The following is a 10,000-nucleotide window of genomic DNA, read 5'->3' as shown; positions in this document are numbered from 1 at the left end:
TTGAGATTCACGCTCAGGTCGCCTCGACCTCCAAACTGTTTTCGGGTGCCGCCGTAGGCTTCGGCGCGGGCCCCAACGAACAGGTGAGCCTTGTGGACGCGGGCTTCCCCGGCATGTTGCCGGTGCTGAACCGCTTTTGCGTCGAGCAGGCGGTGAAGACGGGTCTGGGCCTGAAGGCGCAGATCAACCCGCATTCGCGCTTTGACCGCAAGAACTACTTCTATCCCGACCTGCCGCAGGGCTATCAGATTTCGCAGCTCTTTTACCCCATCGTGGGGGAGGGCGAGGTGCTGATCGACCTGTCGGACGGCACGCAGAAGACGGTGCGGATTGAACGTCTGCATCTGGAACAGGATGCGGGTAAGTCGATCCACGACCTCGATCCCAACAACACCTATGTTGATCTGAACCGGGCGGGCACGGCGCTGATGGAGATTGTCTCCAAGCCGGATATCCGCTCGGCCGAAGAGGCTGTGGCCTATTTCAAGAAGATCCGCACCATCCTCGTCTATCTCGGCACGTCCGATGGCGACATGGAAAAGGGCAATATGCGCGCCGACGTCAACGTGTCGGTGCGTAAGCCCGGCGCGGAGTTTGGCACGCGCTGCGAAATCAAGAACGTCAACTCGTTCCGCTTCATGCAGCAGGCGATTGAATACGAAGCGCGGCGTCAGATCGAGATTATCGAAGACGGCGGCACCATCACGCAGGAAACCCGCCTGTTTGACTCGGTGAAGGTCGAGACGCGCTCCTTGCGGTCCAAGGAAGAGGCGCACGATTATCGCTACTTCCCCGACCCCGACCTGCTGCCCCTGGAGCTGGAGCTGGCCTGGATCGAAGACATCAAGAAGTCCCTGCCGGAACTGCCCGACGACAAGCGTCAGCGTCTGATGACGCAATATGGCCTCAGCCAGTACGATGCCACCGTGCTGGTCACCGAGCAGGCGCGCGCCGACTATTACGAGGCGGCGGCGAAAGGCCGTGACGCCAAGCTGGTCGCCAACTGGGTGACGAACGAGCTTCTGGCGCGCCTGACCAAGGACGGGCTGGAGATCGAACAGAGCCCGCTGCCGCCGGCGCACATTGCCGGTCTGGTCGAGCTGATCGAAACCAATGTGATCTCCTCGAAGATCGCCAAGACGGTGTTCGAGCACATGTGGGAAGGCAAGGGCACCATTACCCCGGCTGAGATCGTCGAAACACACGGTCTCAAGCAGGTGACGGATACCGGCGCGATTGAAAAGGCCATTGACGAGATCATCGCGGCCAACCCCGACAAGGCCGAGGCGGCGAAGGAAAAGCCGCAGGCCATCGGCTGGTTCGTCGGTCAGGTCATGAAGGCCACCGGCGGCAAGGCCAATCCGGCGGCGGTCAATGACCTGCTGAAAAGCAAGCTGGGTCTTTAAATACACAGGAAAAAGCCCCGCCGGTTGGCGGGGCTTTTTTTATTGATTGGTCGTCGGCTGGTCCCTGGTGACCGGCTCATCGGTTTGCGGCAGGGGCGGCACCGGGGCATTGGGGTCGCCCGCCTGCGGTTCATTGGTCGTCGGGGCCGGGTTGGACGGGTCCTGCATCGGATCGGTGGCTGGTTGCGTCGGCTGAGCCGGATCGCCCATGGTCGGCATCGCTCGCGTGTCCGGGGCCGGGGCGCTGGTTGTGGTGCTGGCCTCGGTCGAGACGTCAGCGGCCTGAGCGGCGCGCAGGGACTGAGCGTTCAGTTCAGCGGTGGCGGCGTTCTGCGACTTGCGGTCCTGCTTGGCCGTCGGGGCCTGCCTTTCGCTTTTGGCCGTCATCGGGTCTTGCGTCGCGGGGTCTTGCGTCGCGCCGGTTTGCGGCATGGCGTTCGTCTGGCTGGGCATGTCCTGTGCGAAGGCCGTCGGGGCGACGAGCAGGAAGGCGGCGGTGGCGGCGGTGGTGAGAAGGCGGGTCATGATGATCCTCAGGAGGTGGGGGTGAAACTCTGGTCCTGACTCTGTCACCTCCGCGCCGGTTTCTCAATTTTGCCGCCCTTGCAAAGCCCGGCCCCGCCCTTAGCCGCGGCTTATCTTCTTTATGCCCGGCGTAAAAAGGCGCTCAATTTTTGCCGTTTTGCGCCCGCAACGCCTCAGAGCCGCATCGGGCGCTTACAGAACCGGGGGCACCCCTGAGGCCGTCCTGACGTGTCCGCAATGTGTCTTATGCTTTTCCAACGCCCGCAGCCCCTTATCCCCAGCACGGCCTTGCGCCCTTGACCGGCGCGTGAGAGATTGCGCTTCAACAAAAGGGGGACCGTATGGCGTCCGACTATGCCCTCAGTCTTGAGGGGGTGAGCAAATATTACGGCGACTTCGCTGCGGTGCAGGATCTGAGCTTCCGCGTGCCGCGCGGCTCTATCTGCGGCTTTCTGGGGCCGAATGGGGCGGGCAAGACGTCGAGCGTGCGCATGATGCTGGGCCTGTCGCAGCCGAGCGCCGGTACCATCACCGTGCTGGGCGGTGAGGGCGCCAAGGTGCTCGACCGCATCGGCTTCCTGCCCGAAGAACGCGGTCTGTATCGCAAGATGTCGCCGGTGGACATGATCGTCTTTCTGGGCGGGCTGAAGGGTATGAAGGCCTCGGCGGCGCGCAAACGGGCCATTGAGCTTCTGACGGCGCAGGGCCTCGGCGAATTTATGTATAAGCCGATCAAGTCCCTGTCGAAGGGCATGTCGCAAAAGGTGCAACTGATCGGCTGTCTGGTCCACGAACCGGAGCTGGTCATTCTCGATGAACCCTTTTCGGGGCTCGATCCGGTCAATCAGCAGGGGCTGGAGGACATGATCCGCGACCTGGCCAAGCGGGGCGCGACCGTGCTGTTTTCCACCCACGTCATGGCCCATGCCGAGCGCCTGTGTGAAAACGTCGTCATGCTGACCAAGGGGCGCAAGGTGTTCGAAGGCACACTGCGTCAGGCGCGCGAACGCGCACCGCGCTATCTGGAGCTGGAGGGCGTGCTGAACCGTGAGCAGGTTACGGGTCTGCCCGGCGTGTCCGAAGTGATCGACGGCGGTGCGGGCGAAGAGGGCACGCATCGCTGGCGTCTGCGCTTCCTGCCCGGCGTGACGCCCAATGAGGCGCTGAAGACGGTGCTGGTCGGCGGGCTGGATGTGCGCCGCTTCGAAGCGCATGAGCCGACCCTGCACGACGCCTTTATCGTCCTCACCAATGGCGGAGAACCGGCATGAGCCCGGTTGGATTTCAGCGCGCCGAGACGCTCTCGTTGGCGCAAGCCATTCAAATCGGTCGCCAGACAGAATGGGATTATACCATAGTAGCGCAGTCACCATTCACAGCAGAGGCTGTAGCCAAGATTTTTGATAGCACAGATCACGTCGCCGACTGGAAAGGTGAGGGTTATTCTTACGTCTTGGATAAGGCGGATATGGATGTTTTGTGTGAAGCGGCGGCTCGCTACGAACTAGACGACGCACAAGTTCGGGACTTCATAATCTACTACGCTACTTTCGATGCTGATCCGCCATGGCTCGCTGATCTGCTTAAAGCTAAAAATGTGGCCAAGGGAGAACCGGCATGAAGACGCTTTTGATCGCGCGCCGCGAATATCTCGCCTTCGTCAAGACGGTCGGTTTCTGGCTGTCCCTGCTGGTCCTGCCGGTACTGATGGCCGGATCGGTGTTTATCCCCATACTGATGAGCCGCAGCGGTGGCGAAGAGGCCAGCCGGGTCGCCATACTCGACCTCAGCGGCGAAAACCTGACCCCGTCTTTGCAGGCGTTGCTGGATCGTCCCGATCCCGCCGTCGCCGCCCTGCACGAGGCGGCCCCCAGCGTTTCGGCGCGTCAGGCCCTGCGCCAGATGGCCAGTCGCCGTGACTATCAGGCCGTCCCGTTGCCGGAGGGGCTGACGCCGGACATGACGCTGGCGGCGGCCGAGGCGCGCCTGTCGCAACTGATGCAGGCGGAAAAACGCAGCGTTGACAACGTCATCGTCGCCTATGTCGAAAAGACGCCCGAACCGCATCTGGCCTTCCACCTGTGGTCGTCGCAGACCAAGGGCAAGTCGCTGGAAGACTATCTGCGCTGGGACCTGCACGCCCTGCAATCGGCCTATTTGGCCAAACAGAAGGGCGTGGACCCGCAGGTCGCCACCGCCTTGCGTGAGGCGCGGGCCGAGATCAGCAGCCTGACCCCGGCCATTGCCGCCGCGGGCGCCGATGACAAGGCGTCCTTTACCGAGTCGCTTAAAGAAAACGGCCCGCACTTTGTCGGGATTGTCCTCAGCTACCTCACCTGGATGTCGATTTTCTCGTCTTCGGTCATCCTGTTGTCGGGGGTGATCGAAGAAAAATCGTCGCGTGTGTTGGAGGTGCTTCTGACCTCGGCCCCGGCCAGTAGCCTGCTGGTCGGCAAGGTGCTGGGTGTGTTCATGGTCCTGCTGACGGTGGCCGGGCTGTGGAGCGCGGTGGCCGGCGGTATTATGGGCTACGGACTGGCCTTTATGCCGCCGGATATGATGAACAATGTGCACGTGCTGGCCGGAGCCATCCTCAAGGTCGAGACGATCGTGCCCATGCTGCTGTTCTTTGTCGGTGGCTATCTGATGTACGGCATCACCTTTATCGCCATAGGTTCCTTCTGTGAGACGCAGAAGGAGGCGCAGGCGATCATGGGGCCGATCGTGGTGGTGCTGATGATCCCGATGATGAGCCTTCAGGCGGCGCTGATGTCGCCCGACCTGCCGCTGATCCGCTACCTGTCGTGGGTGCCGCTGTTTACGCCCTTCCTGATGCCGCTGCGGGTTCTGGGTGGCGCGCCGTGGTGGGAGGTTCTGGCGACACTGGCCGGCATGGGGGCCATGGCGTGGCTGATGATCCGGCTGGGGGCCCGCGCCTTCAAGCAGGGCGCGCTGGGCGGCGGCAAGTTTAGCTGGAAGGCTCTGATGGGACTGTCGCGCGGATAGGGCTGGTATGATTAAAATAAACAGACTTGTTGCAGGGCTTCTAATAATAATCGGGACAATATTGATTGTTTTTCCCATAGCCGTTTGTATATTTTTTATTTACTACGCATTAAGAGGCAATGCGTTGAGTGAGCTTTTTGAGCAATCCCAATTGGGAAATAATCCCGACCTGTTGAAAATTTATTTTTCAATGGTTATTTCTGGTGTTGCGTTAGTGTGGTTTGGGTTTGGGGTTAAAAATAAACGTACGATATAGTATTTAATTTATATATTTTAATTATAATTTATTTATTATAGCGAATGGTCTTTTGGAATATACTGTTCATGGAATGATTTCGAATCTGCGGTATCCCGCTCGCTACATTTTTAAAAAAATTTCTCAAATGAAGGTTGTCAATCCACATATAAATATTTCTTTGTAAATCTGAGTATAGATAAAGGTTAAAAATCTGTAGGTTCCGGCTTTTTGTTTGGTTCCAAGAGATTTTCAAAGGTTGAATTAAAAGTGCCTCCAGCCCGTGAAGCTGGAGGCTTTTTTATCAATATATTTATGACGTTACTTCTCGACCTTGGCATCGCTTTGCGCGCCGACCTGCGCCGAGGCACCGTCACCGCTGACATTGGCATTGCCGGAGACTCTGGCACTGGCTTCGGTCGAAGGTGCCGCCTGCGCGGCGCTGTTCACCGCCGATTGCGTCGTTGCCTGCGCCTTATGCTTGGCCTTGTGCGCGGTATTGTAGGCCGAGTTGGCGGTTGGTTCGACGCCGGAGCGGGCGCGGGTGGCGGCGTCCTGAGCCGTGCCCGTGGCGCTGTCGATCGTCGAAGACGGATTGACGCCGATCTGGCCCTGCGCCCCCAGGCTGCCGCCGACGGTGGATTGCGTGCGGTCCACCTGTCCGGTCAGGCCGCCGGTGACGCTGCCCTGACCGCCCAGAAGCTGGGCCGAGGCGGGCAGGGCGGCCGCTGCGGCCATCAGGGATACGGAAAGAACAACTGCGCGTTTCATTTGGGTTTCCTCATTAAGGGTTGTACCACCCCGTCAGGAAACGCGGGTTTTCGGGCTGAAATGTGCCGGAAAGATAAGCCCGGAAACAGAAGACCTGAGCCGCGGCATAAGCCCCGCATAAAAAACCCCTCCGGCAGGACCGGAGGGGTTTTGACCTGCATCGGCCACCCTATCAGAACACGTCGTAAAAGACGTCGATGATACGGCCGGTGCGCAGATCGACCAGAACAATGTCGCTGCCGACGAAATAGTATTCGCAGCCATAGGGCTTGCGCGGCAGGAAATAGAAGTCCGGGTCATAGACGCGGTAGCTGTAGAAGTAGCGCGGCAGGTAGTCGCCATAGTCGTAGCGATAGCCGTAATACTCGCTCGGCACGCGGTAATAGCCGTAACGCGGGGCGAAATAGAAGCCTATGCGCACCCCCGTGTAGGACCGGAAATCGCGATGCGTGCGCCAGTTATAGGCGTGGCGCGACGACCAGCCGTTGCGGTCAGAGTCATGACCGTCCCAGCCGCCATTATAGCGGCTGTCATTATTGCGGCCCCGGTTGTCCCAGCCGCCACGGTCACGGTCATTGCGGTCATTACGGCCCCAATCGCGCTCATTACGACCTGAGTTTCCGCCGCGATTGTCCCAACCGCCCCGGTTGTCGTTACCGCGATTGCCGGTCCAGCCGCCGGGCGTGGTGTCGCGCCCGCCGTTCCAGCGCCCATCATTGCCGGGCCGGGTTTCCGGACGTGTTTCAGGGCGTGTCTCAGGTCGCGTCTCCGGACGGTTGTCATTGCGATCCGGGCGACCCTGCCAGCCGCCGGTGTTGCCACCGGTATTGGCTCCGGGGGTACGATCCGGGCGTCCGGCCGTATTGTCCTGACCCGGCTGACGGTTCCAGCCGCTGCCCGGATTGGTGTTGCGCGGGGTATCGCCGCGGTTCCAGCCACCGCCAGTGTCGCCACGTGGGCCGCGTTCGCCACCCCGGTCGCCGCCCCGATCACCGCGTTCCGCACGCGGCTCGCTCACTTGCGGGCGCGGCTGCGGTGCCGGCGGGGCCTCGCTGCGTTGATCCGTCTGGCGCTGCAGAAACGCCGTCGTACCGGCGTAAGCGGTGCCGGAAGTCAGAGGCAATGACGTAAAGGCGATGACCGCGCTCAGGGCTGTGGCGCTCAGTCTCAGGGATTTGGACGACCGGTGGGTCATGGTTTCCTCGATGGCGGCGATTTTTTTGCCGCCCTACGCATGGACGGAGACGCTTTTCTCCGATTGCTTTCACTATGCGCTTGTCTGGCTGAACTGAAACTGAACGAAACCGCGCAGGTATCGGTCAGGGGGCGACGATGACGGCACCAAGCTGAGTCAGGGGCTTCACTGATTCTAAATTCAGACATTAACGCACCGCTTGGTTTGGAAAGTTGTTATTGTCGAGAAATTTATCAAATTTTATCAAATTAAACTCAAATATTGTGAAATAAGTAATAATATTTACTTGAATAGTTAACGTAATAATTAATATTAATTCAATTTTTACATAAAAAATTCACAGTAAATATCGTCGTTAACTTTAATTTCACTTGGCGGTGGAAAACTCATCTCATCGACCACTTGATTTCGGGGGCCGCGCAAAAGGCGCGGAGACGAAGATGACGAACGAGACCCTGCCTCTGCCGACGCCGGATATGAACGGTGATGATCTGTTCAAGCTCGGCATGATGTATTCCACCGGTCAGAACGGTGCGCCCGTGGACCTGATTTCGGCGCACATGATGTTCAACCTCGCTTCGATGCGCGGATCGATGGAAGCGACGCTTTACCGCCGCGAACTGTCGAAGGAAATGGAACGCGAAGACGTCGCCGAAGCCCAGAAGGCGGCTCGCCGCTGGCTGGATCAGGGCCACACCCGCTACGCGGCCTAGAGCCTTCGTTGGCTCAGTTGAGCCGCCGAATGGCTCTAGGTTTTTGTGTGATCGCGCAATTTTTCCGAAAACCGTTGCACACTTTTCGGATTGCGCTCTAATTCTGGCTATAGAGCAGCCAGTTCATGATCCCCGCCGGGACAATGTTGTTGATGTTCTGTTCGACCCACACGCCGGCCTTGGCGATGCGGGTCTTGGGCACAAAAACGATGTCGTGGCGGCGAAGGGCGACGGCCACCGAGGCCTTGCCATTCAGCGGGCTTTTGAGATCGATCAGCCTTTGCATGATCGTCCCGTCCAGACCGCGACGCAGGATCAGCACCTGCTGCGACTTGGCGGCATTGGTAAAGCCGCCCGCCGCCAGCGCCGCCGACAGGGCGTCAAAATCGCCCGGCATCTCGACCCAACCGGGATTGCGCACCTCACCGCCGACCAGCACGCGCGTATTGCCCGTGTCGCCGGGGAAGACCGTCACTTCGGGGTGGCGCAGATAGGGGCGGTACAGTTCGGTGATTTCCGTTTGTAAGTCCGGCACACTTTTATAAGCGGCCATGACCTGCCCGACGAGGGGCAGGGTGATGCGGCCATCCTGACCGACCTGCGTCGTCCGACTGAGTTCCGGCGCACCCGGCACCTGAATCTCCAGCTTGTCTGCCGGATAGAACAGATAGGGCGGGTCTTCGTCCGTCCACTGCGAAAAGCGTATGGGGGTCGCTTCGGGGGCGCGCGCCGCCTGTGCCGCAGGGCCAGCCATCAGGGCGCTGAGGCCCAGTCCGGTCAGTCCCAACATCAAGGCGCGTTTGCTGAGCATGGCGGCGTCCACAAAATTCAGTCCGTCTTAACCTTCGTTTAAAATGGGTAACGGTTGGTTAATTTTTTCGTTAGTTTTTGAGCGATTTTCTTTAATCTATTCAATGCGGCATCCGACTTTGCGGCCTGTTTCCGACTTTGCATGAAGTCGGACGTCCGACTTCATGCTATTTTGTTCTCATTTCAGGGCAAGGTTTTGCACGGCCGCGTAGCGCTCATAAAGGGCCGCTGTCTCTTGCGCACCTTCCTCGGTAAGCATCAGGTAATGCCTGCGCAGTATGCGCTCGGCGTCCCTCTGGCTATGGCCCGTCCAGAGGGGAATTCTGTCCAGCGGGATACCGGCGAGGAACAGGCGCGTGACGCAGGTATCGCGCGTATCGGACAGGTTCAGTTCATGCAGCGTCACCAGTTCCGGCAGGTCGCCTATGCGGACCTGTGCCATGACGGCCGTGCGGGCCTCGCGGTAGCGCTCGCCTATCGTCTTGCTATGGTGCGGGCCGCGTGTGAGTTCGCCGCGACGGAAGAGGAAGGGTGCAACGTCCGGCGTGATGTAGTTTATGCCGTCTGAGGCGAGGGCCTGACGTCGGCGCTCGGCGCGCGCGCGGACCTGCGGTAGCCATGCGACGACGGCCTCCTGCTTTGTCTTGACGCGCCGGAAGCGCCATATGTCGCTGTTGAAGTCGCCCAGGCGCAGGGTACACATGTCAATCTGGCTTGCGCCTGTGTAGCATCCGGTGACTACGGCGTCGGCCACGTCTTCGAAGCCGTTTTCGTCGCACCATGTAACAAAGGCCGACTCGATGGCAAAAGGCCAGATCATGATCCGCCCTTCCGGTTGCGCCTTTTTCAGCTTCGTACAGGGCGAGTCGGATACCCAATCGTTCAGCATGGCCCAGCTATAGGCCGCGCCAAGGGCGGCCGTGATCAGGTTTGCCATAGACAGGCTGCGCGTTTCGATCAGATCTTCGTACCAGAGGCGTATCTGCCCGCGCGTGAGGCTCTTGACGTCTTCCGGCCCGAAGCGCCGGTCAATGTGATGGCGGACCTTCAGATACTGCTTAAGGGTGCTGCCGGAGGTGGCTTTTGGTGGGTTGGCGAAATAGCCATCCAGCATGGACGATACGGTCCGGTTCGATCTGGGGACCCGCGCCGGGTCATGTGTCGGCCGAAGCGCGAGATAGTCACTGGCGGCCGTGATAATGTCCTGCACCATGGCCCTGCGCCAGCGCGCTTCGTCGTCGGCCGGGGGTTGCAGTTTTTCGAGAATGATCCGCAGCTTTGTCCGCGCGGCTTCGCCGTCAGCGGTTTGCGCGTGCGCCTCGCGCAACAGTCCCGCCCA

10 protein-coding genes are annotated in these 10,000 nt (G+C 59.9%); 5 read left to right on the top strand and 5 right to left on the bottom strand.

The window, feature by feature from the left end; translation table 11 throughout:
- Positions 1-1,406: Asp-tRNA(Asn)/Glu-tRNA(Gln) amidotransferase subunit GatB (gene gatB, locus LDL37_RS01740; protein ID WP_290793413.1), on the top strand; the 1,406-nt coding region annotated here is incomplete at its 5' end.
- 39 nt (positions 1,407-1,445) lie between these two features.
- Here the strand turns inward: gatB and LDL37_RS01735 are convergent.
- The gene (locus LDL37_RS01735) at positions 1,446-1,931 is read right to left on the bottom strand and encodes a hypothetical protein (protein WP_290793411.1); all 486 of its coding nucleotides are present in this window, start codon (positions 1,929-1,931) and stop codon (positions 1,446-1,448) included.
- A gap of 341 nt (positions 1,932-2,272) precedes the next feature.
- Here LDL37_RS01735 and LDL37_RS01730 point away from each other — a divergent pair, with 341 nt between their 5' ends.
- Genes LDL37_RS01730 through LDL37_RS01720 form a run of 3 tightly spaced genes read left to right on the top strand, consistent with a single transcriptional unit; the run spans position 2,273 to position 4,937 of the window.
- Positions 2,273-3,202: an ATP-binding cassette domain-containing protein gene (locus tag LDL37_RS01730; protein WP_290793408.1), complete on the top strand. Its 930-nt coding sequence runs from the start codon at positions 2,273-2,275 to the stop codon at positions 3,200-3,202.
- Complete coding sequence (locus LDL37_RS01725; protein ID WP_290793405.1) at positions 3,199-3,552, top strand: hypothetical protein; 354 nt, start codon at positions 3,199-3,201, stop codon at positions 3,550-3,552. Before LDL37_RS01730 ends, LDL37_RS01725 begins: the two co-directional genes overlap by 4 nt.
- On the top strand, positions 3,549-4,937 hold the full coding sequence (locus tag LDL37_RS01720) for an ABC transporter permease (RefSeq protein WP_290793402.1): 1,389 nt from the start codon (positions 3,549-3,551) through the stop codon (positions 4,935-4,937). The genes LDL37_RS01725 and LDL37_RS01720 overlap by 4 nt, the downstream gene beginning before the upstream one ends.
- A 556-nt stretch (positions 4,938-5,493) precedes the next feature.
- Here the strand turns inward: LDL37_RS01720 and LDL37_RS01715 are convergent.
- A complete protein-coding gene (locus LDL37_RS01715; protein ID WP_290793399.1) occupies positions 5,494-5,943 on the bottom strand; it encodes a hypothetical protein in 450 nt (149 codons plus the stop codon).
- Positions 5,944-6,115: 172 nt separating this feature from the next.
- Complete coding sequence (locus tag LDL37_RS01710; RefSeq protein ID WP_290793396.1) at positions 6,116-7,138, bottom strand: RcnB family protein; 1,023 nt, start codon at positions 7,136-7,138, stop codon at positions 6,116-6,118.
- A 440-nt stretch (positions 7,139-7,578) separates the two neighbouring features.
- Here LDL37_RS01710 and LDL37_RS01705 point away from each other — a divergent pair, with 440 nt between their 5' ends.
- Positions 7,579-7,851 carry a hypothetical protein gene (locus tag LDL37_RS01705; protein WP_013480619.1) on the top strand — a complete coding sequence of 91 codons (273 nt, stop codon included), beginning with the start codon at positions 7,579-7,581 and terminating at the stop codon, positions 7,849-7,851.
- Positions 7,852-7,948: 97 nt separating this feature from the next.
- Here the strand turns inward: LDL37_RS01705 and LDL37_RS01700 are convergent, their stop codons facing one another.
- Both LDL37_RS01700 and LDL37_RS01695 read right to left on the bottom strand, forming a co-directional pair.
- Positions 7,949-8,662 (bottom strand): polysaccharide biosynthesis/export family protein, encoded by a 714-nt coding sequence (locus LDL37_RS01700; protein ID WP_290793390.1) that lies wholly within the window; start codon positions 8,660-8,662, stop codon positions 7,949-7,951.
- A gap of 177 nt (positions 8,663-8,839) precedes the next feature.
- Positions 8,840-10,000, bottom strand: a 1,161-nt coding sequence (locus LDL37_RS01695) for a hypothetical protein (protein ID WP_290793387.1), incomplete at its 5' end; no start/stop codon positions are given.

The sequence above is a fragment of the Asticcacaulis sp. genome (assembly GCF_020217185.1).
In the GTDB taxonomy this organism is placed as follows: domain Bacteria; phylum Pseudomonadota; class Alphaproteobacteria; order Caulobacterales; family Caulobacteraceae; genus Asticcacaulis.
The sequence above is the reverse complement of the archived record's forward strand: the minus strand, read 5'-3'. Positions and strand labels throughout refer to the sequence as shown.